The sequence below is a fragment of the Pseudoalteromonas sp. SR45-6 genome (assembly GCF_014163545.1).
GTDB classification, from domain to species: Bacteria; Pseudomonadota; Gammaproteobacteria; order Enterobacterales; family Alteromonadaceae; genus Pseudoalteromonas; species Pseudoalteromonas rhizosphaerae.
Genome location: NZ_JACJDM010000225.1, coordinates 1 through 281 on the forward strand (window position 1 = coordinate 1; position 281 = coordinate 281).

At 35.9% G+C, this 281-nt stretch carries 1 pseudogene; it reads right to left on the reverse strand.

What is annotated here, in order from left to right:
• Positions 1-34: 34 nt before the first annotated feature.
• Positions 35-281: pseudogene (locus H5158_RS23010) on the reverse strand (hypothetical protein); the annotation flags it as partial.

Sequence of the window (281 nt, forward strand, 5' to 3'; positions counted from 1 at the left end):
TTAACGTATCATGGACTCTGAAACTTAAGCCGTTTCACGGAAAGCCGATAAAAAGTTGAACTAGTAAACGCTTTACTTTATATTTCCACGTTAATTGCTCTATGCGCTCAGGCTCTGCTTTCCAATGCTGCCAAGGTTTCGTTATTTCGTCATTTACTTTACCTTTTAGCCAATCAAATGGAAAAGCATCTTCTAAAATTTCGTCCCTAATTTCAATTTGCTGTTCAATTGAGAAGTCTACCCAAAAGTCTGAAGGACGATTATTATTTTTATCAAACTCT